At 58.6% G+C, this 26,429-nt stretch carries 23 protein-coding genes; 13 read left to right on the top strand and 10 right to left on the bottom strand.

Going from position 1 to position 26,429, the window contains the following annotated elements; translation table 11 throughout:
• Nucleotides 1–123 precede the first annotated feature (123 nt).
• Nucleotides 124–1,554 (bottom strand): aldehyde dehydrogenase family protein, encoded by a 1,431-nt coding sequence (locus H4317_RS02070; protein WP_185888541.1) that lies wholly within the window; start codon nt 1,552–1,554, stop codon nt 124–126.
• A 415-nt stretch (nt 1,555–1,969) separates the two neighbouring features.
• Between H4317_RS02070 and H4317_RS02065 the strand changes: the two genes are divergently transcribed.
• The 4 genes from H4317_RS02065 to H4317_RS02050 all read left to right on the top strand — a co-directional run bounded on the left by H4317_RS02065 (nt 1,970) and on the right by H4317_RS02050 (nt 5,845).
• Nucleotides 1,970–2,413 (top strand): DinB family protein, encoded by a 444-nt coding sequence (locus tag H4317_RS02065; protein ID WP_185888540.1) that lies wholly within the window; start codon nt 1,970–1,972, stop codon nt 2,411–2,413.
• Nucleotides 2,414–2,489: 76 nt separating this feature from the next.
• A complete protein-coding gene (gene bla / locus H4317_RS02060; RefSeq protein ID WP_185888539.1) occupies nt 2,490–3,302 on the top strand; it encodes a subclass B1 metallo-beta-lactamase in 813 nt (270 codons plus the stop codon).
• Nucleotides 3,303–3,755: 453 nt separating this feature from the next.
• Nucleotides 3,756–4,625, top strand: a complete 870-nt coding sequence (locus H4317_RS02055) for an AraC family transcriptional regulator (RefSeq protein ID WP_185888538.1) — start codon at nt 3,756–3,758, stop codon at nt 4,623–4,625.
• Between the two features lie 83 nt (nt 4,626–4,708).
• Complete coding sequence (locus tag H4317_RS02050; protein ID WP_185888537.1) at nt 4,709–5,845, top strand: hypothetical protein; 1,137 nt, start codon at nt 4,709–4,711, stop codon at nt 5,843–5,845.
• A 59-nt stretch (nt 5,846–5,904) separates the two neighbouring features.
• Here H4317_RS02050 and H4317_RS02045 read toward each other — a convergent pair whose 3' ends face one another.
• Nucleotides 5,905–6,555, bottom strand: coding sequence for a T-complex 10 C-terminal domain-containing protein (locus tag H4317_RS02045; protein WP_185888536.1), 651 nt, complete (start codon nt 6,553–6,555; stop codon nt 5,905–5,907).
• Nucleotides 6,556–6,889: 334 nt separating this feature from the next.
• Between H4317_RS02045 and H4317_RS02040 the strand changes: the two genes are divergently transcribed.
• The gene (locus H4317_RS02040; protein WP_185888535.1) at nt 6,890–7,558 is read left to right on the top strand and encodes a head GIN domain-containing protein; all 669 of its coding nucleotides are present in this window, start codon (nt 6,890–6,892) and stop codon (nt 7,556–7,558) included.
• A 136-nt stretch (nt 7,559–7,694) separates the two neighbouring features.
• On the opposite strand, the gene H4317_RS02035 is transcribed toward H4317_RS02040, so the two are convergent.
• A complete protein-coding gene (locus H4317_RS02035) occupies nt 7,695–9,029 on the bottom strand; it encodes an erythromycin esterase family protein (protein ID WP_185888534.1) in 1,335 nt (444 codons plus the stop codon).
• Between the two features lie 295 nt (nt 9,030–9,324).
• The gene (locus H4317_RS02030) at nt 9,325–11,775 is read right to left on the bottom strand and encodes a TonB dependent receptor (protein WP_185888533.1); all 2,451 of its coding nucleotides are present in this window, start codon (nt 11,773–11,775) and stop codon (nt 9,325–9,327) included.
• Between the two features lie 228 nt (nt 11,776–12,003).
• Between H4317_RS02030 and H4317_RS02025 the strand changes: the two genes are divergently transcribed.
• The 3 genes from H4317_RS02025 (at nt 12,004) to H4317_RS02015 (ending at nt 15,424) form a co-directional block, all read left to right on the top strand.
• A complete protein-coding gene (locus H4317_RS02025; protein ID WP_185888532.1) occupies nt 12,004–13,116 on the top strand; it encodes a sensor histidine kinase in 1,113 nt (370 codons plus the stop codon).
• A gap of 178 nt (nt 13,117–13,294) precedes the next feature.
• The gene (locus tag H4317_RS02020; protein ID WP_185888531.1) at nt 13,295–13,999 is read left to right on the top strand and encodes a LytR/AlgR family response regulator transcription factor; all 705 of its coding nucleotides are present in this window, start codon (nt 13,295–13,297) and stop codon (nt 13,997–13,999) included.
• Between the two features lie 42 nt (nt 14,000–14,041).
• The gene (locus H4317_RS02015) at nt 14,042–15,424 is read left to right on the top strand and encodes a serine hydrolase domain-containing protein (RefSeq protein ID WP_185888530.1); all 1,383 of its coding nucleotides are present in this window, start codon (nt 14,042–14,044) and stop codon (nt 15,422–15,424) included.
• Between the two features lie 19 nt (nt 15,425–15,443).
• Here the strand turns inward: H4317_RS02015 and H4317_RS02010 are convergent, their stop codons facing one another.
• A complete protein-coding gene (locus H4317_RS02010) occupies nt 15,444–16,973 on the bottom strand; it encodes a pectate lyase family protein (protein WP_260625782.1) in 1,530 nt (509 codons plus the stop codon).
• Between the two features lie 197 nt (nt 16,974–17,170).
• On the opposite strand from H4317_RS02010, the gene H4317_RS02005 reads away from it, so the two are divergent.
• From H4317_RS02005 to H4317_RS01995, 3 genes are all read left to right on the top strand, one after another.
• Entirely contained in the window at nt 17,171–17,791 is a 621-nt protein-coding gene (locus H4317_RS02005) for a pseudouridine synthase (protein WP_185888529.1), read from the top strand.
• 343 nt (nt 17,792–18,134) lie between these two features.
• Complete coding sequence (locus tag H4317_RS02000) at nt 18,135–18,593, top strand: cold-shock protein (protein ID WP_185888528.1); 459 nt, start codon at nt 18,135–18,137, stop codon at nt 18,591–18,593.
• A gap of 156 nt (nt 18,594–18,749) precedes the next feature.
• Nucleotides 18,750–19,595 (top strand): DUF922 domain-containing protein, encoded by an 846-nt coding sequence (locus H4317_RS01995; RefSeq protein WP_185888527.1) that lies wholly within the window; start codon nt 18,750–18,752, stop codon nt 19,593–19,595.
• 23 nt (nt 19,596–19,618) lie between these two features.
• Here the strand turns inward: H4317_RS01995 and H4317_RS01990 are convergent, their stop codons facing one another.
• The 3 genes from H4317_RS01990 to H4317_RS01980 form a co-directional block, all read right to left on the bottom strand.
• Nucleotides 19,619–20,662, bottom strand: coding sequence for a glycoside hydrolase family 53 protein (locus H4317_RS01990; protein WP_185888526.1), 1,044 nt, complete (start codon nt 20,660–20,662; stop codon nt 19,619–19,621).
• A 49-nt stretch (nt 20,663–20,711) separates the two neighbouring features.
• Entirely contained in the window at nt 20,712–21,299 is a 588-nt protein-coding gene (locus tag H4317_RS01985) for a YdeI/OmpD-associated family protein (protein WP_185888525.1), read from the bottom strand.
• 121 nt (nt 21,300–21,420) lie between these two features.
• On the bottom strand, nt 21,421–22,113 hold the full coding sequence (locus tag H4317_RS01980) for a hypothetical protein (RefSeq protein WP_185888524.1): 693 nt from the start codon (nt 22,111–22,113) through the stop codon (nt 21,421–21,423).
• 434 nt (nt 22,114–22,547) lie between these two features.
• On the opposite strand from H4317_RS01980, the gene H4317_RS01975 reads away from it, so the two are divergent.
• Nucleotides 22,548–23,357 (top strand): hypothetical protein, encoded by an 810-nt coding sequence (locus H4317_RS01975; RefSeq protein WP_185888523.1) that lies wholly within the window; start codon nt 22,548–22,550, stop codon nt 23,355–23,357.
• 77 nt (nt 23,358–23,434) lie between these two features.
• Here the strand turns inward: H4317_RS01975 and lpdA are convergent, their stop codons facing one another.
• Nucleotides 23,435–24,841 (bottom strand): dihydrolipoyl dehydrogenase, encoded by a 1,407-nt coding sequence (gene lpdA / locus H4317_RS01970; protein ID WP_185888522.1) that lies wholly within the window; start codon nt 24,839–24,841, stop codon nt 23,435–23,437.
• A 135-nt stretch (nt 24,842–24,976) separates the two neighbouring features.
• Nucleotides 24,977–25,330: a winged helix-turn-helix transcriptional regulator gene (locus H4317_RS01965; RefSeq protein WP_221899177.1), complete on the bottom strand. Its 354-nt coding sequence runs from the start codon at nt 25,328–25,330 to the stop codon at nt 24,977–24,979.
• Between the two features lie 279 nt (nt 25,331–25,609).
• Between H4317_RS01965 and H4317_RS01960 the strand changes: the two genes are divergently transcribed.
• Nucleotides 25,610–26,359, top strand: coding sequence for an SDR family NAD(P)-dependent oxidoreductase (locus H4317_RS01960; RefSeq protein WP_185888521.1), 750 nt, complete (start codon nt 25,610–25,612; stop codon nt 26,357–26,359).
• Nucleotides 26,360–26,429: the final 70 nt, after the last annotated feature.

Raw genomic sequence — 26,429 nt, 5'->3', positions numbered from 1 at the left:
CGGCCGGTTCTGAAAATATCGGAGTTTTCCCGCAGAATTACTCGGCTTGCATACTTAAATCCCAAAACAAAGTCCTACAACGGCTGCTGTAGGACCTTGCATTGAAAGATAGTGGGCGGCCGCTTATAGCCAGCGCAGGAGCAGGTTCACCATCTTCTGCACTTTGGGCGTGTAGGGCGGGTAAAAGCTCTTGATTCCGGTAAGGCCTATGCGTTGGCGCAGCACCGACTTTTCGTTGCTGAACGCCAGAAAGCCAGCGTGGCCGTGAGCCCGCCCTAGGCCACTGTTGCCAGCACCACCGAAGGGCAGGTCGGGGTGGGCAAGGTGCAGGATAGTTTCGTTGACGGCCGCCCCGCCCGCCGGGATGTTGCGCAGCAGGTAGCGTTGGTTTTCGCGGCTCTGCGTGAACACATACAGCGCCAGCGGCCTGGGCCTGGAGTTCACCTCATCAGTGGCTTCCATAAGGGTGCGGAAGGTGCGCACCGGCAGCAGCGGCCCGAATATTTCTTCCTGCATTACGCGGCTATCTGAGGGAGCATTGAGCAGCACGGTAGGCTCGATGAAGCGCTGCCGCTCATCTACATGGCCGCCCAGTGCCACGGTGGCTCCTTGCTTCTGCGCATCTTCCAGCAGCCCAGCCACCCGCTCGAAATGATGCTGATTGACGATGCGCGCATACGAATCGGAGGCGGCTACGCCGTTTCCTTCGGTATCATACAGGCGGCGCACCACTTTCCCAATTTCTTCCAGTAGCTGGCTCTGCACGGATTCCTGCACCAGCAGGTAATCGGGGGCCACGCAAGTCTGGCCAGCATTGATGCCTTTGCCCCACACGATTTTCTCGGCCGCATCGCGCAGATTGGCGGTTTCATCCACAATGGCCGGGCTTTTGCCGCCCAGCTCCAGCGTCACGCTGCTCAGGTGTTCGGCGGCGGCGCGCATCACTACCTTGCCTACCTGCGGACTGCCCGTGAAGAAGATATGGTGGAATGGTAGCTCCAGTAGCTTCGTAGCCACGTCCTTGTTGCCTTCCACCACCGTCACCTCGGCCGGATCGAAGATTTCGCGGGCCATGCGGCTGAGCAGCGCGGCCACGGTCGGGGTCATTTCGGAGGGCTTGATGATAGCGCAGTTGCCGGCGGCCAGCGCCGAAATCAGCGGATCAATGGCCAGATAAAACGGGTAGTTCCAGGGCGCAATAATGAGGCAGACGCCCTTGGGCTCGTACTGTACCCAGCCGCGGGCACCCATTAGTGCCAGCGGCGTCTCGACGCGGTGCGGCTCCATCCACTGCTTCAGGTGCCGGATGGTATGCCTGATTTCCGTTTGGGAGGGCCAGATTTCCGTGACGTCGGTTTCGGTGGCGGGCTTGCGGAAATCGGCGTACAGGGCCTGTTGAATGGCGGCGCGGTTGTCAGCTATCCAACGGGCCAGCTTGCGCAGGCGCGCCAGCCGGGGCGCGGCATCCTCACGGCGCAACGCTTCGGAACGGGCCTGCTGCTGCGCAAAAAGTTGCGGCAACCCAGAAGCAGCAGAAGTGGGAACAGTTTTCATGGGTGCTGGCAAACGGTGGGAAATAGGAGGCTGATGCGGGTACGTAAGTTCGGGAGCTTTAGCCAGAAAGTACACCAGCCGCTGCAACCCATATCCTCACGCTATTCGCAGCACCACACGTTTCCTGGTAAGCTGCTCATACTCTTCATTATACATTTATATTTTTCTATACTACACAGGATGTCGTTTCCGGTTTAAACGGAACAAATACCTCCCACGACCAATAAAAATCTATTAGTCAACTTCTTATAATTAATTTTTACGGCAATAGTCACAGTATTGCGCAGTACTTTTGCAGCAAATCGGCTGCGTTACGAATGGTTTATTGTACTCTTTCAGACGGGCGGTGCCCGCGTTGGTAGCCGCTATGGCAGTTTCTGAACCATTGTATACGCCGAAAGCTGCGGGGCTTGCAGTGACGGAACCGCTACAGCGCCTGCACCAGATGCTGGCGTTGCTGAACGAGCGGCTACCGGTCTACGAAGAGAGTGACCTGTGCCGTCCCCTGACTCCGGGAGGTTGGTCGCGCCGCCAGATTCTGGGGCATCTGATTGATTCGGCCGTGAACAACCACCGCCGATTTGTGCTGTGCCAATTGGAGCCGACTCCTTACCGAGTGGTACCCTACGACCAGAACGGGTGGGTGGAATGCGGAGCCTATCACACCGCTCCCGTAACCGAACTGCTCCAGCTCTGGACGCTCCATAACCAGCAGTTAGCTCGCCTTATTGTGCAGCTCACACCCGATAAACTGGCGCATTGCTGCGAGTTTGATAACGGCTACGCCGTGACGCTGGGGTGGCTAATAGAAGACTATACCGTGCATCTGGAGCATCATGTCCGGCAGATGATTTCCTGATTGAGTGGCACTTTTGCCAGCTAGGGCACTATCCCGGTAGCCGGGCCGTTAGGGGAGCTTGTTTATTGCTCTGCTGATGTTTTTTTCGTTTTTGCGCGGCCTGCGTGCCCCAAGCCAGCTGGCGCTACTGGCCGCTTTTCTGCTCGCTCCTTTGCTCTTACTGGCGCGGCCGCCCCGCCCAAAACCGGCCCCATTGCACCTGCAGGTACGCCGCATAGCACCGGATATCTTTGTGCACACCTCTTACCGCCGCTACCCTGGCACGGCAACGCCAGTTCCATCCAACGGCCTCATCATTAGCACCAGCAAAGGTGCGGTGCTGCTGGATACGGCCTGGGACCCTGACCAAACGCTGGAACTGCTGCGCTGGGTAGCCGACAGCCTGCACCAGCGCGTACGGCTCGTTATTATCTCGCATGCCCACGAAGACCGGCTGGGAGGGTTGGCCGTTCTGCGCGCCAACCACATCAACGTGTATAGCACGCCCCTCACCGCCAAACGCGCTATGAAGCTGGGTTTCGGCACCCCTACGCCGGCTATCAAGCCTTTTACCGTCATTAAGGCGGGTCGGACGCGGCTGGAACTGTTTTCCCCGGGTGCAGGCCATGCTCCCGACAATCTGGTGGCGTGGCTACCCAAACAGCGGGTGCTTTTTGGGGGCTGCTTGGTGAAAGAAGCGGCGGCACCCAGCCTCGGAAATATTGATGAGGCGAATCTGAAGCAGTGGCCCGCTACGGTGCGCAAAGTGGCCGCCCGCTACCCCAAAGCCGAAATAGTAGTGCCGGGCCACGGCCTATGGGGCAGCAACGACCTGCTGGCACACACGCTGGAACTACTCAGCGCGCCCAAAACGCCTAAGTCGCAAACTGCTCTTAATGGTCATCCTTAGACTTTTGTCTCCAGAATGCTGCCTGCATTGACACAGAGGAAGGCCCGGGAAACGAAAAAAGCTGAGACCTAGAGGCCTCAGCTTTTTTATCGTCCGGCAATAAATGACACGAACGGTCCAGCGGCAAAATTCCCACCCAATGCCGCCGGATGATGGTGGTGAGCAGGGTTAGGGGCCTACTCACCGACTGGCTTGCGCCAGTTGTTGTTGTTTTTAAGCAGCAATACGCTTCAACCGAAACGCGCCTACCTCTTTTATATAAATCTGAAAATCAAACAGTTGACAGCCTTTCAAAACTACCCAAGCAGCCTGCTTAGAGTAGTGCCGAATGCTTGATACAATTTCGGCAGCAAATGAGGGGGTTACTACACCTTAATTACCCTATTCGGGTGCTGTGTTGACCGAATGTGTTAATCTTGCAAATAAAAACAAGCCACTACGGCATCACTCGCCATGAAGCTTCAGTTTGAGCCCATCCACCCAACTGCCGACAGCTCCTTTACGCTGCTGCACTACACCGAAGTACAGAGTGCCGGGCTGCTCTGGCACTATCACCCGGAGTACGAGCTGGTGTATATTCCGCAGGGCAGCGGCCGGCGCCACATCGGGCAGCACATTTCGCGGTTTGAGGAGGGGGAGTTGGTGCTTATAGGGCCCGATTTGCCGCACCTGACGTTCAGCTACGGACTACCGGCGGGCACGCCATTTGAGGAAATTGTAGTGCAGCTGCGGTCCGACTTTCTGGGTCCTGAGTTCTGGCAGCACCCGGAAATGGCCGAAATCCGGCAACTGTTGTCCCGCTCGCACGAAGGTCTTTCGTTTGCAGGCCGCACACGAGTGGCAGTAGGCGAACTGCTGCGGCAGCTGCTAGTGGCCCCGCCTTTCACACGCCTGCTGCTGCTTCTGCAGGTGCTGCAGCGCCTAGCCCAGGCCGATACCCAAGACTATACACCGCTACACGCTGGTGCAGGCAGCCAGGCCCTGAGTGGCAAGGAACAGCAGCGCCTGAGCCGGGTGTATCAGTTTGTAGAGCAGCATTATTTCCGGGCTAGCCTCTCGGTGCAGCAGGTAGCCGAGGTGGCGCATCTGTCGGTGCCGGCTTTCTGCCGCTATTTCAAAAAGATGACCCGGCTTACCCTAACCGAGTTTTTGCAGGAATACCGCGTGGGCCAAGCCTGCCGCCGCCTGCTGGACGATGACCTCTCGGTGACGGAAGTGTGCTACGCCAGCGGCTTCAACAACCTGTCGCACTTCAACAAAACGTTCCGGCGCTACACCGGCTACAGCCCTACCGAATACCGCCGGCAGCGCACTGCGGCGTAGCCAGCCGGTTTTCCTGAACGGGCGGAACGCACCGCTGCCGCCGGATGTATGGCACCTGATGGTTGCCTTCACCGACGTATTTCATGGTTGATACCCGCCCAAATAATTGGCCGGGAGTTGCCGGCTGGCTCCTGTTACTGCTGGTAGTGCTGGCCGCTGTGCCAGCCGGCCCACTGAAGCCATTAGTGCTGCAAGTGCTACCGCTGGATATACGACCCACCACATTTACCATTGCGGAAGTGCGGGATGAGCGGCCCGACCGCACGGCGGTGGCTTGGCTGCTGCCGGTACCGGCCAAATCTGGTGCTATGCCGGGGGCACCCGTCGCCGTTGATTTGCAGGGCGGCGGAACAGAAGCTTTGCAGCATTTTTTCCGGAAAAGCCTTCCTCACAATGCCGCTCTGCGCCCGATTATCATTCGGATAAAGGAATGCCGCGTGACGGAAACAGCAACACCAGGAGGACAGATAGAAGGCCGGATAGCGTTGCAGCTGGCGTTTGAATGGCAACGTCCTGAGGGGCCTCCGCTCCTGCTGACCGAGTACCGCGGCGGGGCCCGCTATGGCCGCCTTCCTTCCGACCACAGCTTGGTGGAGCCCACGTTGCGCCGTTCCCTCACCGATGCCTTACGCTACCTGAACGGCTGGATGAACGCCGCCACTGCCCATGATGTGCGCCTGGCCGCGAGCGTGCATCCTACGTTTCATAACGACTTGCGCCGCACCGAGCCCGACACGCTCTTCTACGACCCGGCTCGCCCGTTACGCTGGTCCGATTTTACAGGCAGGCCCCGACCCGGTAATTACGCTGCTACCGTGTTTCCCGGCTTCGCCTACCGGGGGCAGCCGCGTGTGCAGAACGGCGTAGTGGAGCTGGACCTGACACTGCAGGTATTCGTGGTGCGCAGTTCGTCGTGGGTGGGGCCGGGCCAGCAGACAGCGTCTCATCTTAATCACGAGCAGCGCCACTTTGATCTAGTGAAGCTGGTGGCCGAACGGTTTCGGCGCAAAGCCACCGCCGACAGCCTGACCGTGGAAGACTACAACAGCATCCTGCAGCTGCAGTATCTAAAATCCTTCACCGAAATGAACCGCTTGCAGGACCAGTACGATTCTGAAACTCACCACGGCACCGACGCGGCCGGGCAGCAGCGTTGGAACCAGCATATTGATGCTGAGCTGCGCCGGTATGGTGTAACTGGCGCCCACCATGCCGAATAACGCAAAAGCCCCCGCACCGAGAACGGGCGGGGGCTTTTATCTTACTATCTAGCTGAAAGCTAGTCTTTCACTTTTACGTTGCCATCGTCGGCGTCACGCTTCACTTTGGTGCCGCTGGGGTATTCTACTTTCCGGTCGCCGTCTTTGTCTACTTTCACGGTCTTGCCGTTGGCGTATACAATTTTGGTTTCACCGTTCTTCTTCTTGTCGTACTTCACAATGGCTGGGCCACTGCTCCGACGGGCTGCAGGAGCCTCGTCGCGCACCGTTACGGTAGTGTAGGGCGTACCATCGTAGTAGGTACCACGGTTAGACGAGTACGTATTGTACTGGTTCGGGTCCGTTACGATGGTTTTCACCTCGCGGTCCGTGTCGTCGTTCACCTGGCGCAGAGCAGCGTAGCGGCCGGTAGTATCGGTAGCATAGCGCGTCTCGATTTCGTTGAGGCGGCGGCCACGGGTGTAATAGGTTTTCTCGATACGTGTTACGACTACCGTATCCGTCAGCTTGAGGTCTTCGGCAATGCGGGCAGCCAGCTGGTCAGCATCGGTGCGGTAGGCGGCAGTATCTGCCAGGTTAGCATCCGAAACTACCACCGCCGTATCGGCAGCCGGCGTAGTCGCCGCATCTACAGCGGCGGGCTTGTCTTGAGTGCAGGAAGCGGCCACCAGCGTAGCGGCTGCCGAAACAAGGAACAGGGTCTTATTCATGGAAATTGGAATCAATGGAAACCGGATATAGCCGGGCGGCTATACGGGGGGCTGATACGGCTGAGGTTACGGTGAGGTTGCGGAAGCCGCTGCGCCCTTCCGCTTCTGCAGTAGCCGGACCGTTAGGAATTGGCCCTTGCTTAAGCGGTTACTTTGTCTACCACAACTTTCAAACAGAGCCTACTGTGTTCAGACTGCTGACGGGGATAGAACTCTAGTTTGTCAACCTAAAACTGCTGATAGAGAAAAATCTGGCGGGCCGGGCAACGGTGGCAGCGGCAGCTACATCTATGTAAGTGTAAGCCAGTTCTTTCTCTCATTTAGCCTTGTTGTTATGCGTACTTCTCCCCTCTTCAAGTCGCTGGCCGTAGCGGCTGTGCTCAGCACCGTTTCTGTAATTGCCGGGCAGGCGCAGCAACTCCGGCAGGTCGCCGCTTTCCAGAAGCTCAGGACCAGCGGAGCCTGCAACGTAGTGCTGACCAAAGGCACGACTACGCAGGTGAAAGTGGAAGCCGACAGCGACGTGGAGAAGTACATCCGGACGGAAGTACAGAATGGCACGCTCATGATTTACCGCGACAAGGATGCGCCTATGCAGCTGTTCAGCAACAAAAAGGTGACGGTGTACGTGACCTGCCCACGCCTGACCGGTGTGGAAACCAGCGGCGCTTCCGATATCAAGAGCGAGTCTACATTCAAGGCCGATGATTTCAGCATTAAAGCTAGCGGCGCCAGTGATGTGACACTGCGCCTCGATGCCCAACGGCTGACAGTGCAGGCATCCGGCGCTTCCGACGTCCGCCTCTCGGGCCACGTAGAGCGCCAGCAGGTACAAATCAGCGGCAGCAGCGACTACCAAGCTTCCAACCTGCAAAGCCGCAAAGCCGATGTACAGGCCTCCGGTGCTTCCGATGCCTACGTTTTTGTGGAAGAGGAACTGTCGGCGCGCAGCTCCGGTGCCAGCGACGTGCGCAACAAGGGCAAAGCGCGGGTGACGCGGTAGCACACGTCGCTATTCAGCACCCGATATCATCATATAAGAAAACGGCGGCAGCTCCTGATGAGCTGCCGCCGTTTTGTATAGTACACCTAAGTAGTTCACCTGAAAAATTCACCTCAATAGCACACGTAAACAGAAGCTAGCGCAGGGGCGTGGCGGCCGTGCTTTGGCGCACAAACAGCAGCGCGTCGTAGGCGGCGCTGAGCCTGGTATCGTTGTAGTAGTTCTCGCCGCCGGCGGTCTGCCCAATCAGGCGGTGCGGGCGCACCAGGTCCTGCTTGCCCAACTGATTCGTGCTGAAATAGTATACCGGGCTGCTCACCTGGCTCATAGCTTCTTCCCAAGAGCCGGCTTTGGGGGCAGGCAGCGGATAGGAACTCATCACACTTGCCGGCGAGATGAAGCGCTCCGTGGTAGCGGCATAAGTGCCGGAGCCGGTACCAGTAGCTAGCACGAAATATTGGCCCGGAAACATCCGTTCGAGGTAGTCGCCGGTGCCACCGCCGTTGCTGCTTTTGGCATCAATGGCTTTGCGGCCCACATGGGCGTTATGAGCCCAAATAATCACCTTGTGGTTATCACCAGCTACAAATTTGGTCATTTCGGCGAAGGCACTGTCGCGGGAGGCATCACGCTTGAACACTTCGTACTGATAGAATACATCGAACCCCAGACGGGCATTTTTGGCGGCTCCGGCCAGCACTTCCTGCTGCTTGCGGGGCAGTTTGATGGTAGGCAGCGCCTGCACTAGTTTTTCAGCGGCTTTGTACCCTGCACTACCGTTGGCCAACCACTCCTCGCGGTTTCTTTTAAAGGTCTTGTCACTCATCTTGTACCAGTATGCATCGTTGTATTGGGCGCTTTTCAGGAGTTGCGCCACGGCGGCCTGCAGATCAGAATTTTTGCTTTTGGCCAAGCCCTGCTGAAGCAGTTGAGCATCGGCGGTAGAGAACATAACGTCGATACCGGTAAGCTCTACCTGGCGGCGGTTAGAGCGGTTATGGGTCTGCATCCAAGTCAGTAGCTCTTCCATTTCGCGGTTTTGCCACATGCCAAGCAGGTGTTTCTGCATCAGCGGCTTGAGGTCGGTGGAAGTGCGCTGCTGCATGGCTTGGTTGAGCAGGTGGGTGTCGCCGTAAGTATTTTCCAGCGCTAGCCGGTCGAAGCCGTGCTCTTCCACCAGGATGCGCGTCAGCCAGAACCGCAGCTTGTAGAACTCGGCCGTGCCGTGGGTGCCTTCGCCCATGCTTACCACCCGTTTGCCAGCCATCTGGGCGATGAGCGGGCGCACCGTTTCGCGGAACTGCTCGAAGGTTTGGGTGTTCACGGCGTTGATGAGGGCCGGGTTGAGCGTGATGCGGGCCGTGTCGGCGGCAGGCGCTACCGGGGCAGCGGGAGCCGTCTGGGCCGAGGCAGTGCAGGAAGCACCGGTGAACAAAGCGGCGGCGAGCAGGGAGCGGAACAAGGTTTTCATGGGACCGGGGAAAGGAGGTGTCGGGAGAGAAAAGCCAGCCGTTCAGCGACTGGCAACGACACAAAGGAATGGCCCTGCCGAGGCGAAAAGAAGCTTTATTAGACCACGGCGGGCCACGAGGCGACGAATCAGACGGCCCGGTTTTTTGGTCGAAGAAATGCCCCCTGTTGGTCGAAATCTGCGGCTATGAATTTTGCGCTCAACGCAACTCTCTACCCGTTCTGCCCCGGCGCCTCCTCCGGGTAGAAGGAAGCACCGGGGCATGGCAGTGGCTGCACAAATCCGTTTCGGCGGCCTAGTTTTCCAGGCGCATTTTCTCGCTCTCGATGCCCGTGCGGCGGGTTTTGATGGCCTTCACTTTCTGGTTGCCGAAGCGGTAGCTGAAATTCAGCCGCACGAAGCGGGTCTCGGTTTTATCGAGGCTGTACGCCTGTACCCCTTCTGCCCGCGTGTTGTAGCGGTTTACCTGCAGATTCAGCGGGTCGAGCACGGTCAGCGTGAGCGTGCCCTTTTCTTTCAGCACCGGCTTTGATACCGCAATGCTGCCGTTGTACTGGGCTTTGAACGAGTAGGCCCCGTACGTGAGCGGCGTGCGGTAGAACAGGTTGAGCTCGGCCCGCATGCCATTCGGCATGTTCACCGTGGTGTTGCTGCTGGCCATTACCCCCACACTCGACTGGTTCAGCCAGGGCATGGTGGGGGAGTAGAAACGGACGTACGTGGCTCCCACAAAATTCACCGTGGTTATTGCGCCGCCACCAATCTGCTTGGTGAGGCTCATGTTGGCATCCAGCGTGGTGGCCCGGCTCAGGTTCGCGTCGGACTGAATGAGGACGCTGGTAGCCGGGTCGCGGCGGAATACACTGGCCAGGGCATTGGTGTGGCGGCCGTAGCTCAGCGAGGTAGCCACTGCGCTGTTGTAGCTGTGCGAAACGGAGAAGTTGTGCGAAAACGAGGGCCGGATGTTGGGGTTGCCCTGGTAGTACAGATAGGGGCTGATGTAGGTCAGGAAGGGATTAACGATGTCGAAGCGGAACCGGTCAATCTTGCGCTGGTAACTGAAATTCCACTGCTGCTTCTCCGACATACTGTAGTCCAGCGCCACGCTCGGAAACAGGTTGAAATAGTCGCGCTTGTTTTGCTGATTGAGCGTCAGCGATTCGCCTTCGCTGTGCGTGTGCTCGGCCCGCAACCCCAGCTGTACGCCTACTGTCTTGCTCACCGTCTGGCGCACCGAGGCATAGCCCGCGTTGATGTACTCACGGTACACGAAGTGGTTGGTGCGCCGCTCGTCGTTGAGCCAGGTGCCACCTTCGCCTTCGTTTTCCCAGTGGATGTCGTTATCAGTAACGGTGCGCAAAGACTTCAGGCCCGCTTCCAGCGCCGTGGCTTTGCCGAAGGAGCGCGTGTAGTCGGCGGTGAAAGAGGCTACGGAGTTGGTGGCCGGCGAGTAGGTGCGCAGCGCACTGGCCGTGGCGTCCTCGCTTTGCAGGTTGAAGCCGGCGTTGTGGTACTGCTCGTCGAAGCGCTTGTTGAAAGTGAGGTAATCCGCGTTGAGTTTCAGCTCGCCGCCGGCCGAATCCAGCAACGTGCGGTAGTACAGGCTAATGGTTGGGTTGAATCCCCGCCCGGTGCCGTTGGTTTGCAGCCCATTGGTCGCGCTGATCGGGCCGTTCAGGTTGGCTACGGCGGAGTGGGTATTGCCGTTGGTTTCGCGGGCGCTGGCTATGCCTCGGATCTGCAGGCCTACTGAACTGCGTTTGGTCAGGTCGTAGTCCACGTTGATGCGGGCCGTCTGGCTGTTGCGCTCCGTCACGCTGTAGCTCGCCTCATCGATACGTGCCTCCTGGTTCAGCACCCGGTTGCTGTCGAAGCGGCGGTACTGTTTAGTACGCTGGTAGTCGAGCCCCCCGAACACGTTCAGCTTGTCGCGGCGGTAGCTCAGTAAGAGGCCGCCGTTGTAGCGAGCGAAGCGGCCGGCCCCTGCGCCGGCACTCACGTTGCCGTTGGTCCCGAAAGCGCTGTTTTTCTTGGTGAGGATGTTGATGACGGCCCCGCCATTGGCGTCGTATCTGGCCGAGGGGTTGGCCACCACTTCCACTTTGTCGAGGGTATTGCTGGGCAGCGAGGCGAGTAGGTCGGCCAGGTCGTTGCCGCCGAGGTTGGTGGCCTTGCCGTCGATGAGCACCAGCGCCGTTTTGCCCCGCACCAGGTAGCGGCCACCTTGCTCAATCACGCCCGGAGCGCGGGACAGCACTTCGGAAGCGTTGCCACCCTGGGCAATGGGACTTTCGGCCACATTCAGTATAAGCTTGTCGGCGCGCTGCTCAATGAACGGCTTACGGGCCGTTACGGTCACGCCTTTCAGCTGCTGCCCGGTGGCGGCCAGCAGCACCGGCGCCAGCGCCACGGGCTGGCCCGCGCTTACTTCCACGGCCAGCGGTGCGGGCGTTTTGTAGCCGATGTAGCGCACCAGCAGCTGGTAGCGGCCGGCCGGCACCGCCTCAAAGTGAAACGCGCCCTGCTCGTTGCTGACGGTGCTGAGCACCAGGGCTGCTGCGGCCGGCTGCAGCACCACCGTAGCGAAGGCCAGCGCCTGCCGGGAAGCACTGTCGGCGACGATGCCACGCAGGGCAGGGGCCGTGGCGCGCTGAGCGGCCGAAGCCGGCGCGGTTTGGGCGGTAGCTACGGCCGGTGCAGCGGCCAGAGCAGTGACGAGGAGCAGGGAGGCGGAAGCATGTTTCATGGCGCTGAAAGAGAGGAGGATGTCGGAGGAAAACCCAGCTACCAACCGGCTGGGAATAGGGCAAAGCAACACCCGCCCGGCGCGTTTCCAGCGCGTTTTTCGACCACTCCTGCCCTCGTCACGACTAAGTAGCCGGCCCGTTTTTTTAGTCGAAAAAAACACCCCCTTTGGTCGAAATCCGGCCTTGCGCATGCTGCAGGCGGCCAGAAAATCCGCCAACTTGGCCCCATGCAAAAGCTCACCGCCCCTCTTCCTGCCCCCGACCGCCCCAGTCGTTTTCCGCTTGTGTTCGAGGGGCTGGTGTGGGCGCTGTACGTGGGCCTATACAAGTACAACTTCTTCATGCAGGAAGCCGGACGCCTTGTGCCCCTCACGGAGCGCGCCAACTTCCCCTACCCTCAGCTCATCCTGTTTGCATTGCTGGCGACGCTCTACATTGTACCCTACTACCGCGTGCTTTTGCCACTGCTGCTGCGCCGCCGGCGCTATGCGCTGCTGGGAATTGGCGCGCTGCTCTACACGTGGTGGGGCATCAAGCTGAACCTGGTGCTGGCCCACGGCCTGTTTCAGTACATACCCAGCCCGCCCCAGCTGGCGAGCTACTACCAGCAAGAATACCTAGAAGCCGCCGCCACCCTGCTGGGCCGCGCCCAATACCACATCAGCCTGCTGTTCACCGATTTGCTGGCCTTCAGCTGCGTGGCGTTCGTGCGGATTGCCTTCGAGCACGAATACCGCCGCCGCCACCTCGAAAAAGACCATCTGGCCCTGCAGATGGAGCAACTGAAGGCCCAGCTGCAGCCGCACTTTCTGTTCAACACGCTCAACAGCATCTACGGCCTGAGTCTGGCTGGCTCGCCGGAAACGCCGCGCTTCATTCTGCTGCTTTCGGAGCTGATGCGCTACGTGCTCTATGACAGCGGCAAACAGCAGATCGGGCTGCCCGAGGAAGTGGAGTTTCTGGAGAACTATTTCGAGCTGGAGCAGCGCAAGTATGCCGGCGCGCGGGTGGAGTTCCGGGCAGTGGGCGACACGGCTGGCGTGCAGGTGCCGCCGCTACTACTGCTGCCGCTAGTAGAAAACAGCTTCAAGCACGGCCGCCACCACTTTTCTGATGCGGCCACCGTGCAAGCCACCCTCACCACCACGCCCGGCCAGCTGCACTTCCTCATCGAAAACGACATGCTGCCCGAAGCCCCGGCGGCCTCGGCCAAGCGCAGCGGCGGCATCGGCCTCCAGAACATTCGGCAGCGCCTCAACCTGTATTACCCCAACGCCCACGAGCTGCACCTCACCGAGCATGACGGCCGCTACCGCGCCGAGCTGATGCTGCGGGTGTAGCGGGCCTGCGTAACAGAACGTGATGTTAAAAGCCCGTCATGCTGAGCTTACCGAAGCATCTCTACCGCTTCGTCTAAATGACATTGCAACGAAGCGGTAAAGATGCTTAGGCTGCGCCTTCGCTCAGCATGCTGAGCTTTCATTACTCCATCATCCCATAACTTCATTACTAATTGCTATGACTACTACCCCTGCCCCCGTTCGTTGCCTGATTGTGGATGATGAGCCGCTGGCCCACCAGGTGCTCACTCAGTTCATCGGCCAGACGCCGGGGCTGACTCTGTCGGGCAAGTGCCGCAACGCCATGGAAGCCTACGAGCACCTGGCCCAGCACCCCGTGGATCTGCTGTTTCTGGATATCGAAATGCCGCTCGTGACGGGCCTGAACTTCCTGAAAAGCCTCACGCACCCGCCCAAAACCGTGCTGACCACTGCCTACCGCGAGTACGCCTACGAAGGATATGAGCTGGATGTGCTCGACTATCTGCTCAAGCCTTTCAGCTACGAGCGGTTTATGAAAGCCGTGGCCCGCCTGCCTGCCACCCAGCCCGCCCCACCCACCGACACGGCCGACGAAAAGTACCTGCTGGTGAAGGAGCGCCAGGGGTTGCTGAAAGTGCCGCACCGCGACATTGTGTATGTGGAGGGCTGCAAGGACTATGTGAAAATCACGACGGCCACCAAAAGCTACCTGCTGCACCACACCATGAAGGAAATGGTGGAAGTGCTGGGGCCGGCCTTCGTGCGGGTGCACCGCTCCTTCATTGTGGCCGCCGCTCACATCCGCATGCTGCAGCCCGATAATGTGCTGCTCCACGACAACACGCTGCTGCCCATCGGCAACTCACACCGGACGGACCTGATGTTGTATTTTAAAAAGTAGTTCTTATACCTTTCCTCGCCCCTCTTTCCTATCTCCATCCTCATGCTACACAAAACATTTACCCTACTCGCCCTTTCCTTGCTGCTGGCCGGCACGTCTTTGGCCCAAACCGCCACTCAAACAACAACCCAAGTACCGCCCCAAACTGCTGCGGCCGCCCCGTTCAACAAGGCCAAGCTCGATAGCCTCTTTACGGCCCTCGAAGCCAACCACAAGCTGATGGGAAGCCTCGTACTGTCGCAGAACGGGCAGGTGATATATAGCCGCGCTTTGGGGCTTGAGCAGCCGGGCGGGCCCGCCACGCCAGCTACGCGCTACCGCATTGGCAGCATCAGCAAAACGTTTACGGCCACCATGGTGATGCAGCTGGTGGAAGAAGGCAAGCTGAAGCTGGACGCACCTATTGCCACTTGGTTCCCGATGATGCCCAACGCCACCAAAATCACCGTGGATCAGCTACTGCACCACCGCAGCGGCCTGCACAACTTCACCGACGACCCGGCCTACGAGCAGTACATGACCCAGCCCAAAACCCAGGCTGAGCTGCTGGCCATCATGGCCAAGCCAGCCGTAGATTTCGAGCCGGGCGCAAAGTTTGAGTACAGCAACACCAATTATGTGCTGCTGGGCTACCTCGTGGAGAAGGTCACGAAACAGCCCTACGCGAAAGCCCTACAGAAGCGCATCACCGGCAAGCTGAAGTTGAAGGATACCTATTACGGCGGCCGCATCGACGGCAAACAGCACGAGGCGGCCTCGTTCAAATGGAGCGGCACCGCCTGGCAGCCCGAGCCGGAAACCGACATGAGCATTCCCGGCGGCGCGGGCGCCATCGTCTCGACGCCCACGGATTTGGCGCGCTTCATTGAGGGCCTATATGCGGGCAAGCTGGTGAAGCCGGCCACCCTGCAGCAGATGCAGACTATGCAGGACAAATACGGCATTGGCCTGATGACGATTCCGTTCTACGAGCGCAAAAGCTTCGGCCACGGCGGTGCCATCGACAATTTCCGGTCTTCGCTCGGCTACTACCCCACCGAAAAGCTCACGCTGGCCTTGTGCACGAACGGCTCTAACGGCTTCTCGGGCAACGACCTAGCTATTGGCGCTTTATCCAGTTACTTCGGCCGCGCCTACCGCCTGCCCGATTTTACGACCCCACCTACCGTTTCCCTCACGGCCCAGGATATCAGCCAATTCACCGGCAACTACGCCAGCCAGCAGATGCCACTGAAAATCAGCGTTACGGCCTCCGGCGCCACGCTCATGGCGCAGGCAACAGGCCAGGGTGCGTTTCCGCTCACGGCCCGTTCCAAAACGCAGTTCGTATTCGATGCGGCTGGCATTATCATGGACTTCGATGCGGCCACGCATACTTTCACGCTGAAACAGGGCGGCAGAAAATCCCTATTCACGCGGGAATAAGCAGCAGGTCTATCCGCTCTTACTTCCCCTTTGGCGCCGTAGGCAGTACCGCCAAGCTGTTCAGGTACACTTCCAGCATAGTATAGCCGTCAGGGCCAGTTTTGGCGCGGTCAGCAGCGTCTTGGGAATTGAGGCCGTGGCTTTTTTCCCAGGCGTCGGGCATGCCGTCGTGGTCGGTGTCGGTGGGGGCCGGGGTGGATTTCAGCTCCGGCCAGGCTTTCTGCGACACGCTGTAGGGCGTGCCGTGCGGATAGCCTCCCTGCACATCAATCAGGCGACCTCGGCGCTGCGTCACGTCCCGGATAATGCGCTGGTCGAGGGTATCGCGGCGGGGCAGGCTGGCGCCCACGCTTTGCAGCACGGCGGCGTAGGCATCCGGGGCACTTTGCGTAGCTACCAGGCCCAGATCAAACGGCTGGTTTACCTTCGACAGCACGGTATCGGCGGTGGTGCCACCCTGCATGGTCACGCCGCGCCAGTTGTGGCGGGTCACGTCGGCGCTGGCGTCTACGTAGTTGCCGCTGAGGTAGAATTTGCCGTAAGGCAGCGGGTTTTTGCCCTTGTCCAGCTTGTAGGGATTCACGACGCGCGCCTTCACGCTTTCCTTGGTGCTGGGGCCGTGTTTGTAGTAGTTGCCCACGAGGTTGTAGTTGCCGCCCTCGCCGGCGTACACGTTGTTTTCGCCCCAGTTGTAGATGACGTTGTTGCGGAAGTCCACGTTTTCGAAGCCGGCTGGGTGTGTATAGCGGCTGCCGTTGAAGCGCGGCGTCCGGCTGTTGCAGTGCGCAAACAGGTTGTGGTGCATGGTGGCGTGCTGCCCGCCCCAGATGCCGCCGTAGCCGTGCCGCTCAAAATCCTTGTCGCCGGTTTCGAAGTGGTAGGAATAGTTGAGCGGCTCACTCAGCAGGTTCCACTGCAGCGTCGTGCTGTCGCCCTCGTACACACTCAGCACCTCGTCGGTGCTCCAGCTCATGGTGCAGTGGTCGATGACGAGCCGGCTGTTGCGCACGCCCCCGAAAGCGTCGTCGCCCCCGCCCCCGTCCACTTGGCCTTTGTTCTGGTTTTTGTCGCCCATCCGGAAGCGGACGAACCGGATAATGACGTTGTTGGCCTTCACGCTCACCGGATAATCAGCGAGGCAGATACCGTCGCCGGGCGCGGTCTGGCCCGCTAGGGTGGTATTGGGCTTGCTGATGGTGAGCGGCGACTGCAAATGAATGGTGCCGGATACCCGAAACACTACCGTGCGAGCCGGCGCAGCCTTGGTGAGGGCGTAGCGCAGGCTGCCAGGCTGGTTGTCGTCGTTGAGGTTGGTGACTTCGAACACCGTAGTGGGCACCGCCGCCGTGCCGCGCCCGCCACTCGTGAACCGTCCCGCCCCTTCAGCGCCCGGAAACGCAGGCTGCTGCGCCACTACTGGCGAGGCCGCTGTGGCCACCACTGCCAGCGCACCAAAGCAACCAATTGAAAGAATACGGGAGAATTGAGGAAGGCGGAATTTCCGGTACATACGGTAGGGTGTGGAAGCGGCAGCGCGGGTCAATGGCATTAGGCACAAATAGAAGCTGTGCGGCCTTCGGCAGTCTGATACTAACCCCGGAGCCGGGCGCGGGCCGCATGCGCAGGGATATTTCTTTGCGCAATCGATGCCGGCATCGTTGCCAGCTGCGCCGTACGGCAGGCGCTGTTGTAGCTTTGCATCCGCTGGCCCTACCGCGGCCGGCCCATTACTCCTTTTCCTTCCGAATGCCCCACCGTCACTTTCTGCTCTTCAAACCCTTCGGCTACCTCAGTCAGTTCGTCAGCGAAGATGCCCGCGAGGCCCGCAAGAAGAAGTTTCTGGGGGCGCTGCACGACTTTCCCGAAGGCACAATGTCTGTGGGCCGGCTCGATGAGCACAGTGAAGGACTGCTACTGCTCACCACCGATGGCCGCGTGAGTGAGCGGGTGCGCCGCAAAGACGTAGAGAAAGAATACTACGCGCAGGTAGATGGCCTCATCACCGACGAAGCGGTGGCGCTGCTGCAGCAGGGCGTGGAAATAGGCGTGCCCGAAGGCCGCTACCGCACGCTGCCCTGCGCCGCCTTCCGCCTCCCGGCCCCACCCGATCTGCCGCCCCGACCTCGCAAAATCCGCGACGACCGGCACGGGCCGACAAGTTGGGTGAGCATTACCGTGACGGAGGGCAAATACCGGCAGGTGCGCAAAATGACTGCTGCCGCTGGCTTTCCCACCTTGCGGCTGGTGCGGGTGCGCATCGGGCACATCCAGCTTGGCGGCCTGCAGCCCGGCGAAGTGCGCGAAGTAGCAGAGCTGCTGCCCTTAGACAACGCAACCACTGCTTCTGCTGCTACCAATCTGGAATAGTTCGAGTAGCTGTTTTGCAGGCAAAAGGCTACCTTATGCTGTGTTACCGCTTCGTGCTATACCAAGCAGCAGGGCGGCAGAAATATAGTTATGCCCGAAGCTGCGGCGTCCTGCTTATCTTTGGCTTTCGGCCGGGTGCTGTCTGCCAGTAAGCAGGCCCTCCGGCGTATCCAGCTACCCGGCGTTTTTATCCTTTTCTATTCCCGGCAACCCCAGTGGTTGGCGGGCCTTATGGGTTACTGAACTATCGTTACCGAATATCAGTTTTTATCTATGCACGTATAAGCACTTACCAACCGCATCTTCACCGCCATCCGGCAAACATATCACTCAAATACACAACATGGGCAAATCGCAGGCAACCTTCGGCAAGAAGGAAAACGAGAAAAAGAGGCTGAAAAAGCGCAACGAGAAGGCCGAGAAAAAGGAAGAGCGCCAGGCTAACGCTAAGAAAGGCCAAGATCTGGAAGAAATGCTCGCCTACGTCGATGAGGATGGCAACATCTCTTCCACACCGCCGGACCCCAAGAAAAAGCGCGAAATCAAGACCGAGGACATCCGCATTGGTGCCATCCGCCAGGAAGATATGGTGGAAGAAGACCCAATCCGGAAGGGCACCGTTACGTTCTTCAACGACTCGAAAGGCTACGGCTTTATCAAGGATAAGCTGACCCAGCAGAGCATCTTCGTGCACGCCAACAACGTGCTGCAGACGATTAAGGAAAACGATAAAGTGAGCTTCGAAGTGGAAATGGGCCAGAAAGGTCCAAGCGCCATCGGAGTGAAGTTGGACACCGAATAATCTGGCGGCCTATTGCCCGCAAACGCCAAGCGGCCGAAGCTCTCCGGAGTTTCGGCCGCTTGGCGTTTGCGGGCGCAGCACGTAGTTTTGTAGCGGCTAAAAACTGCCTGCCTCCATCTGGCGGGCTGCGGCTCCCAACTACCTGCCTTTATTGCTATGAAACGTATTTTGATGGCCGTGCTGTGCTTGGGCATGGCAGCCTGTGCGCCGGGCGTAAAAATCCAGTCGAAGCAGGCGCTGGCGCCCCTGGCGGCACAGGAGCCCTTTCTCATCATCAAAGAAGGCGAAGGCTTCAATGTGCCGGGCGAAGAGTTGGGCGATATTCACATTAAAGACACGGGCTTCACGCTGTTCTGCGACTACGACAAGGTAGAAGCCCTGGCCGTGGAGCGGGCTAAAAGCATGGGCGCCAATACGCTCTGGATTTATGAGCACCGCCTGCCCAGCCTGCGCAGCACCTGCCACCAGATCCGGGCCAAAGCCATGCGCCTGACCGACCTGACGCCCTATGAACAGGAGATTGTCTGGACGCCGACGCGCCGCCTGAAGCAAACCGACTTTAAGGCCAGCACCGAGAACCGGCCGTTTCAGGCCGCCACCAACAGCAGCATTCGGTACCGCTACGCCGGCCAGGGCCTGGGCAAGGTGCGGCTAGTGGTAGAAACGTATTTCGACTGTCGGAATTCCTACTTCAAACCCTCCGCCCAGAACGAGCAGGTGCTGGCCCACGAGCAGGTACACTTCGACATTGTGGAGCTGCATGCCCGCCTCCTGACCCGGCTGCTGCAGGAGCAGGCCCCTACCAGCCGCGAGCTGGAGCAGAAGCACGAAGCCGTGTTCCGGCAGGTGCTCACCGAGTGCCAAACCATGCAGGACGCCTACGACAGCGAGGTATACAAAGACCAGAGCAAGCTGGTACAGTGGCAGCAGAAGATTGCTCAGAACCTCACCGCCCTGCAACCCTACGCCGACAAGTCGCTGACCGTTAAGATCAGTTTGTAAAGGCGGCGGGCCGCAACGGCCTGCTAGTGCACGAAGGCATCCATTGCCGCGGTAGGGCGTCCGTTGGAGTCGAAGGCGCCCAGGGTATAGCCCTGCCAGTTGGAATAGGCCTGCGGCTCCCAGTAGAACACGCCCAGCCCGCCCGGCGCCGCCTGCGTTTTAGCTATCAGGTCGCGCAGAAACTCCCGGCACGGAATGGCATCCGCGACGCTCATCCCGGCCTCACAGATCATCACCTCCTTGCCGTAGCGCGACACCACATCCTGCATGGTGGCCAGCACCTGCTGGTTCAGAGCAGGCCAGTTAGTAGCCGTGGGGTACACTGACAGGCCGCACACATCCCAGCGGGCGCCCTGGGCGCGCAGGCCGTCGAAAATCCAGCGGGCATTGGTCAGGTTCTGGCCGTTGGCTACGTGCACGATGACCTTGGCGGCCGGATACACTTCCGCGGTAGCACGCTGGCCGCTGTTGATCATGGCCGCCAGGTTCTGGAAGTTGGCGGCGGAAAGCGACGGGCGGCCTTCGGGCCACAGCATCCCGTCGCTGATTTCATTGCCGATCTGCACCCATTCCACGGGCACGCCAGCTGCTTTCAGGGTAGTGAGTGTCGTGAGGGTGTGGTCGTAGACGGATTGGGCCAGGGCGCTGGCGTTCTGCCCGGCCCAGCCAGCCGGCTTGGTTTGCTGGCCCGGGTCGGCCCAGGAGTCGCTGTAGTGGAAATCGACCAGCAGGCGCATACCGGCGGCCTTGGCGCGCCGTGCCTTCACCAGCAGGTCGGCGGTATTGCACCAGCCATTGGCGGGGTTCACCCACACCCGCAGCCGAATGGCCTCAATACCCTTGCCGCGCAGCACCGCCAGCAGATCCTGCGCAGCGCCGCTGCTATTGTAGAACTTGTAGTTCGAGGCTTCCATCTGGGTCATCCAACTGGGGTCGGCCCCGTAGGCAAAGCCGGTGGAGGGCGTCGGCGGTTCGGCAACGATGACGACTGGCTCCGTTTCGTCTTTTGAGCAGCCGGCACCCATGCCAAACAGCAGCCCCAGCAGCAGGAGAAAAGAGAATTTCATAGAACTGGATAAGGGGAAGCCGGAATAGAGGATGACAAAGAACAGGGTCCTAGTCCCGGTCGAAGTTAGCACGCTTGTTCAGGGCCGCCATCCGCACGGTTTCCGCAATGCGCCGGGCGCGGGTTTCGGGCTGTTTGGCGCCCAGCACCCAGGTCAGAATCATTTTGCGGGCCGAGGGTGAGAAGGCGGCGAAGTGCCGGGCCGCTTGGGCATCAGTGGCCAGGGCGGCGGCTAAGTCGTCGGGCACGATGCCAGCTTCGGCAGCATCGAGGCTTTCCCAGGCACCGTTCTGCTTGGCTCGCGCAATGGCGGCCAGACCGGCGGGCATAAGCTGGCCAGTGGCTTCCAGGCGTTCCAGCCGCTCCTTGTTTACGCGGCTCCAGCCGCTGCGGGGCTTGCGGGGCGTAAACAGCAGCTGGGTCCGGTCGGCGTCGAGCTTGCGCGGGTGCGAGTCGATCCAGCCGAAGCACAGGGCCTCTTCCACGGCCTCGGCGTAGCTCACGCTGGGTTGGCCACTGGCTTTTTTGAAGTATACCAGCCACACACCGGGGCTGCTGGCGTGGTGCTCCGCCAGCCAGTGCCGCCACTCGGCGCGGCTAGCGGGCTGGGCTTGGGCGTAAGTGTCAGTGCGGGACATGCAGGCAGGCGGACAGATGGATGGTACGGGAACAGGCTAGTTACAAAAAAGCGGCTGAGCCTCTGGCAGGTTCAGCCGCTTCTGCTACAACATAGCCTTACTCAGGTGGCCCGGAGCCGCGCTAGTAGCTTTCCTTCTGAAATCCGAACGCGCGCAGCTGGGCCGCAAACGTGTCGGGGTAGTTGGCTTTGATGTGGTGGATGAGGGCCCCCAGCGCCTTGCGCAGCAGCTGCTCGCCCTGGCCCTTGGCGCTGACTTTGCTGCTCCGCTCGCCGGCCGTGGCGGTGCTGTCCTGCACCAGCTGGGCGTACTCGGTGGCCAGCGGCTGCCAGAAGGCGGTGCCGTACTTCTTCTTGTCGAAGCCGTGGGCTTTGAGGGCCAGCAGCAGCTTGCCCAGGGCCTTTACCCGTTCGGCGCGGGCAGCGGGCAAGGTGTATTTGCGGTCCACTTTTTCAATCCCGAACTCGGGGTAGTAGGCGCGGCCCTCGTTTTCCTCGTGCTCCTCGGCGAGGTAGTTTTTCACGAAGGGCAGGCCCTTGGCCACCTGCTTATCGAGGGCCTGCAGGCGTTTGGCCTGGGGCGTGCGGGTGTCGCCGGCTGCATCGGCGGCGTCGCGGTGCTGGGCAAAGTTGGCGGCCTGGGCGGCCAGGTCTTCCTTGCTGAGCCAGAGCAGGTCGGGTAGCTCCGAGGTTTGCCAGGCTCCGGCTACGGTGGTAGCCAGCGTGGCCAGCGCCACCTCCGAAGCAGGCAGCTGGTTGGTGCGGCGGATAGGTTTAGGGGTGCCGGCCGGAGCCGGAGTAAGCGAATCGGACATGATAAGTAGGGTAAAGTAAATGATGCCGATAAGGTAAGATTTCCGCCGCAAGCCCCCACCGTGCGGAAGTGCCCGGATGTAAAAATTTTCCTTCTCTTCTACTGCGGAAGTGCCCGGATGTGATTACATCGGAGTACTTCCGCAGTAGAAGGGCTTGGATGTATTCGTATCCGGGCACTTCCTGAGGGGAAGTGGGCGGGTGGAATGGTTTTGGTGTTCTTGCGATGAGGTTGTACTTGTGCCTCTTCTGGGTTATACTACATAAGGCTTATGCCTTAAGGGCTGCGCCTAAAATTCGTTCGCACAACTCAAGCCTATTGCGCAACTGCACGTAGCTACTGGGACATAAAGTTCATTCGGCAGCGTTGAGCGATACGGAAATGAGTTTCATCTTTGTTCAACAAAATAACTCACAAAACGAATCAGCGGAAGCCATGAAACATTTAGAATATATAAAAAACTCACTCAAAGAATTAGAAATTGAAATATCAAATTACCCATTTAAAAGCGAAGACTGGCGAACTTCTTACCTTGAACTCACCTATTCGTCTTTAGAAATATACTACCGACATTGGTGTTCTATTTATTCATCACAAATTGTTTCAGAACAAAATCTTAGCAAAGAACAGGAGAAAATAGTAGAGGATTTTAAAAGCACTACAAAAAACATGACTTTGTTTTACAGCACAAGAAATAGCTTTAATCGAAGTTTATTAACAGAGGCATGGTCAACATTCGAATTCAGTTTAACCTATATCTGCGAACAATTATTTGACGAAAATATTAAAAATGAATTATTAGAAGAAGATTTTAATGATCTTATGAAACTATTATCTACATATAGTATATCCGAACAACATTTGACAAAAATAAAGAAGAATTTTTCAAAAAAACATTTGACACATGTTCCAGTGACAAGAAAATATAACAAAATCTATTCAATTTTCAAACACAACCATTCAGGGGACATTGAAAGCGACAGAAGATATTTAGAATTCATTGGCACATATAGAAATTGTATTCACACAAACTACATATACCACGGAAATAACAAAGAATACTCTTTTCACGGAACAACTTATTACTTTGTTAATGGCGAAGCTGTAAGCCATAGTAAAGAGCCTGACATTACAAGCATGTTTGATATGGCAATCGAATTAAAAAATGTATGTCGAAGATTATTTGATTCAATAGATTATCCTGGATTACTTGAATTTCCAGCAGACAAAGTAATACAGCCATGACATCATGAGGAAACTAAAAGCGGCGACAACTCCCAGGAGTTGCCGCCGCTTTTGCTTTTAGTCTTTCAACTTTAGAGTTACATGTGAATCGCGCGGTTCTCGGTAGCGGCCAAGCACGCTTCCTTCATGGCTTCGGCGTAGGTGGGGTGGGCGTGGCTCATGCGGGCGACGTCCTCGGCGGAGGCACGGAACTCCATGGCCGTTACGGCTTCGGCAATGAGGTCGGCGATGCGCGGGCCAATCATGTGCACGCCCAGGATTTCGTCGGTTTCCTTGTCGGCCAGCACTTTCACGAAGCCGTCGAGGTCCATGGAGGCGCGGGCGCGGCCGGAGGCGCGGAACGGGAACGAGCCGGTTTTGTAGGCCTTGCCCTGCTCCTTCAGCTGCTCCTCGGTGTAGCCCACTCCCGCCACTTCCGGCCAGGTGTACACCACGCCGGGGATGAGCAGGTAGTTGACGTGCGGCTTCTGGCCCACAATGGTTTCCGCCACAAACACGCCTTCTTCCTCGGCCTTGTGCGCCAGCATAGCGCCGCGCACCACGTCGCCGATGGCGTAGATGCCGGGCACGTTGGTTTGCAGGTGGGCATCTACCTTGATGCGGCCACGCTCTTCCATTTCCACGCCGGCCGCTTCTAGGTTCAAGCCGGCAGTGTACGGCACGCGGCCCACGGCTACCAGGCAGTAGTCGCCTTCAAACTTCACTTCCTCGCCTTTCGGGTTGGTAGCCGTTACGGTCACGGCGTCGCCCTCACGGGTAGCGCCGGTTACTTTGTGGCTCAGGAAAAACTCGATGCCGATTTTGCCCAGGATGCGCTTCAGCTCTTTGCCGAGGCCGCGGTCCATGGTCGGAATCAAGGAGTCCAGGAACTCCACCACCGACACTTTCGCGCCGAGGCGAGCGTACACCGACGCCATTTCCAGCCCGATTACGCCGCCGCCAATTACAATCATGTGCTTGGGCACTTCCCGGATGTTCAGGGCCTCGGTGCTGGTGATGATACGCTCCTTGTCCTGGGCAATGAACGGCAGCACCGTAGGCTTGGAGCCGGTGGCAATGATGACGTTCTTGGTTTCAATCTGCTGCGCTTCGCCGCCCGCGGTGGGCGCAATGCTGATGTGGTTCTTATCGACAAATGAACCGACGCCGTGCAGCACGTCGATTTTGTTTTTCTTCATCAGGAACTGAATCCCGTCGGTATTGGCCTTCACCACCCCGTTTTTGCGGTCGATGAGCTGGTTCATGTTGATCTGCAAGTCGCTCAGCTCAATGCCGTGCTCCTTGAAAGTGTGGCCGGCATTGTGGAAGTGCTCCGTCGAGTCGAGCAGGGCCTTGCTGGGGATGCAGCCCACGTTGAGGCAGGTGCCGCCCAGGGTGTCGTATTTCTCGATGAGGGCGGTTTTGAGGCCCAACTGGGAGCAGCGGATGGCCGCCACATAGCCGCCGGGCCCGGAGCCGATGACGGTAACGTCGTATTGGTTCATGCGAAGGTGAATTCAGTGAGAATCAACTAGGGGCGAAGGTACGGAAGGGGAGTTTGGGAAATGGCAAGTTTTTCCATTTCAACGGCGGTCAACTGGTTTCCTTACCCACCATTAGTGCTGTGGAGTGCGCCTCTCTCAGCCTGGGCAGGAAGTGGAAGCAGTTGTTGCGGCGGCTTCACAGCTGCTGGTCCAGGCGCAGAGGGATTGGAGGATGGGGAGCAGGCGCAGACCGTTTTCGGTGAGGGAGTAATCCACGCGGGGCGGCACCTCATTGAAAGCTTCGCGCAGAATCAGACCGGCTTCTTCCAGTTCCTTCAGTTGCTCGGCCAGCACCTTGCGCGATATGAGCGGCATGTGCGCCGCCAGTTGCCCAAACCGAATGCGGCGCTGGCCTATCCCCCAAATAATGAGGGGCTTCCATTTCCCGCCGAGGATGCCCATGGTGCGCGTCATGGCACAAGAGGAAGCTAGTAGTTGATCTGTTTTCATGATGGTTACTTCCAGGTTACTAGTAACGTGCTGGTAACTAGTTTCTTCACAAATTCACTTGCCAATAGTAACTAATCCACACTATTAACAGTTCCTTTGCGTAACAAACGTACAAAAGCTGTCAGCAACATCCTGCATCGTTTGCCGAAGAAAGCCGACCTGATCAGCGGCCCACTTCGGATAGACTGTAAAAAGCACTCATAAGTTATCGGCCGACGGCAGCTAAGCTCGCAGGCCACCACACTCTCAGATCAACTCCTCCGCACGGAGGATACCCATATGAAAAAACTAGAAGGAAAAGTTGCTGTCATCACGGGCGGAAACAGCGGTATCGGCTTGGCCACGGCCAAACGGTTTGTGGAAGAAGGCGCCTACGTGTTCATCACCGGCCGTCGGCAGCAGGAACTGGACGCCGCCGTGCAGCAGATTGGCCGCAACGTAACCGGCGTACAAGGCGACGTAGCCAACCTCGCCGACCTCGACCGGCTGTTCGCCACCGTACAAGCCGAGAAAGGCACCTTGGACATTGTGTTTGCCAACGCCGGCGGTGGCGAGTTGGTACCTCTGGGCGCCATCACCGAAGAACATTTCGATAGAACCTTCAACAGCAACGTGAAGGGCCTGCTGTTCACGGTGCAGAAAGCGTTGCCCCTGCTCAAAGATGGTAGCTCCATTATCCTGAATGCCTCCACTACTTCCATCAAAGGCAGTGAGGCCTTCAGCGTGTACAGTGCTACCAAGGCCGCAGTCCGCTCCTTCGCCCGCAACTGGACAATAGATCTGAAGCAGCGTAAGATTCGGGTGAATGCCCTGAGCCCTGGCCCCATTGCCACGCCCGGCCTAGATGGCATCGGCAGCACGCCCGAAGAGAAAGAGCAAATCAAAGCTCACCTCGTAAGCCTCATCCCCCTCGGCCGCCTCGGCGACCCCGACGAAGTTGCGAAAGTGGCCTCCTTCCTCGCCTCCGATGAAAGTAGTTTCATCACCGGCATCGAGTTGTTCGTGGATGGCGGCTCAGCCCAAATCTAAGCGTAGGGTCGTGCTACTGCTGGGTTGAGCAGCAGAGTTGCAAATCAACTGACTGATACCTTCGAATGAA

The organism is Hymenobacter sediminicola (genome assembly GCF_014250515.1).
GTDB classification, from domain to species: domain Bacteria; phylum Bacteroidota; class Bacteroidia; order Cytophagales; family Hymenobacteraceae; genus Hymenobacter; species Hymenobacter sediminicola.
This window is presented reverse-complemented; position numbering and strand designations above follow the sequence as displayed.

Bases quoted from the DNA above. Each gene is read 5' to 3' on its own strand.
- H4317_RS01975 (WP_185888523.1), top strand. From the start codon at position 22,548: ATGAAACATTTAGAATATATAAAAAACTCACTCAAAGAATTAGAAATT.
- H4317_RS02030 (WP_185888533.1), bottom strand. From the start codon at position 11,775: ATGAAACATGCTTCCGCCTCCCTGCTCCTCGTCACTGCTCTGGCCGCT.
- H4317_RS02055 (WP_185888538.1), top strand. From the start codon at position 3,756: ATGAAGCTTCAGTTTGAGCCCATCCACCCAACTGCCGACAGCTCCTTT.
- H4317_RS02000 (WP_185888528.1), top strand. From the start codon at position 18,135: ATGGGCAAATCGCAGGCAACCTTCGGCAAGAAGGAAAACGAGAAAAAG.
- H4317_RS02045 (WP_185888536.1), bottom strand. From the start codon at position 6,555: ATGAATAAGACCCTGTTCCTTGTTTCGGCAGCCGCTACGCTGGTGGCC.
- H4317_RS02035 (WP_185888534.1), bottom strand. From the start codon at position 9,029: ATGAAAACCTTGTTCCGCTCCCTGCTCGCCGCCGCTTTGTTCACCGGT.
- H4317_RS01980 (WP_185888524.1), bottom strand. From the start codon at position 22,113: ATGTCCGATTCGCTTACTCCGGCTCCGGCCGGCACCCCTAAACCTATC.
- H4317_RS02005 (WP_185888529.1), top strand. From the start codon at position 17,171: ATGCCCCACCGTCACTTTCTGCTCTTCAAACCCTTCGGCTACCTCAGT.
- H4317_RS02010 (WP_260625782.1), bottom strand. From the start codon at position 16,973: ATGCCATTGACCCGCGCTGCCGCTTCCACACCCTACCGTATGTACCGG.
- H4317_RS02020 (WP_185888531.1), top strand. From the start codon at position 13,295: ATGACTACTACCCCTGCCCCCGTTCGTTGCCTGATTGTGGATGATGAG.
- H4317_RS01985 (WP_185888525.1), bottom strand. From the start codon at position 21,299: ATGTCCCGCACTGACACTTACGCCCAAGCCCAGCCCGCTAGCCGCGCC.
- H4317_RS02015 (WP_185888530.1), top strand. From the start codon at position 14,042: ATGCTACACAAAACATTTACCCTACTCGCCCTTTCCTTGCTGCTGGCC.
- H4317_RS01965 (WP_221899177.1), bottom strand. From the start codon at position 25,330: ATGAAAACAGATCAACTACTAGCTTCCTCTTGTGCCATGACGCGCACC.
- H4317_RS02025 (WP_185888532.1), top strand. From the start codon at position 12,004: ATGCAAAAGCTCACCGCCCCTCTTCCTGCCCCCGACCGCCCCAGTCGT.
- bla (WP_185888539.1), top strand. From the start codon at position 2,490: ATGTTTTTTTCGTTTTTGCGCGGCCTGCGTGCCCCAAGCCAGCTGGCG.
- H4317_RS02040 (WP_185888535.1), top strand. From the start codon at position 6,890: ATGCGTACTTCTCCCCTCTTCAAGTCGCTGGCCGTAGCGGCTGTGCTC.
- H4317_RS01995 (WP_185888527.1), top strand. From the start codon at position 18,750: ATGAAACGTATTTTGATGGCCGTGCTGTGCTTGGGCATGGCAGCCTGT.
- H4317_RS02070 (WP_185888541.1), bottom strand. From the start codon at position 1,554: ATGAAAACTGTTCCCACTTCTGCTGCTTCTGGGTTGCCGCAACTTTTT.
- H4317_RS01960 (WP_185888521.1), top strand. From the start codon at position 25,610: ATGAAAAAACTAGAAGGAAAAGTTGCTGTCATCACGGGCGGAAACAGC.
- H4317_RS01990 (WP_185888526.1), bottom strand. From the start codon at position 20,662: ATGAAATTCTCTTTTCTCCTGCTGCTGGGGCTGCTGTTTGGCATGGGT.
- H4317_RS02050 (WP_185888537.1), top strand. From the start codon at position 4,709: ATGGTTGATACCCGCCCAAATAATTGGCCGGGAGTTGCCGGCTGGCTC.
- lpdA (WP_185888522.1), bottom strand. From the start codon at position 24,841: ATGAACCAATACGACGTTACCGTCATCGGCTCCGGGCCCGGCGGCTAT.